Genomic DNA, 345 nt, shown 5'->3' with positions numbered 1-345 from the left:
GTCTTGGGGCCTCTGCCTTGATGCAGGGACTTGCAGATGGATATTTCGTACTTCCATATACTATGGGAGATTATTTGGCAGCTGATATTCGTACAGGAGCTATTCCAACAAATAGCCCCGAATTTGATGAAGCTGAACAAAAGGTAAGGGAGCAGCTTGAAAGGCTCATGAACACCAACGGAACCAAGTCTGTTGACCACTTTCACAAACGTTTAGGAAAGATCATGTGGAACAAGGTGGGAATGTCCAGAAATGCCACTCACCTTCGAGAGGCTATTGTGGAGATCAAAGAGTTAAGAGAAGAATTCTGGAAAGATGTTCGTATTCCCGGAGAGGTGAATGGGA

General features: G+C 44.9%; 1 pseudogene. It reads left to right on the top strand.

Annotation, left to right across the window (positions count from 1 at the left end):
• Window positions 1-345: pseudogene (locus HC175_RS21480) on the top strand (fumarate reductase/succinate dehydrogenase flavoprotein subunit); the annotation flags it as partial.

Source organism: Salinimicrobium oceani (genome assembly GCF_012037645.1).
The sequence above is the reverse complement of the archived record's forward strand: the minus strand, read 5'-3'. Positions and strand labels throughout refer to the sequence as shown.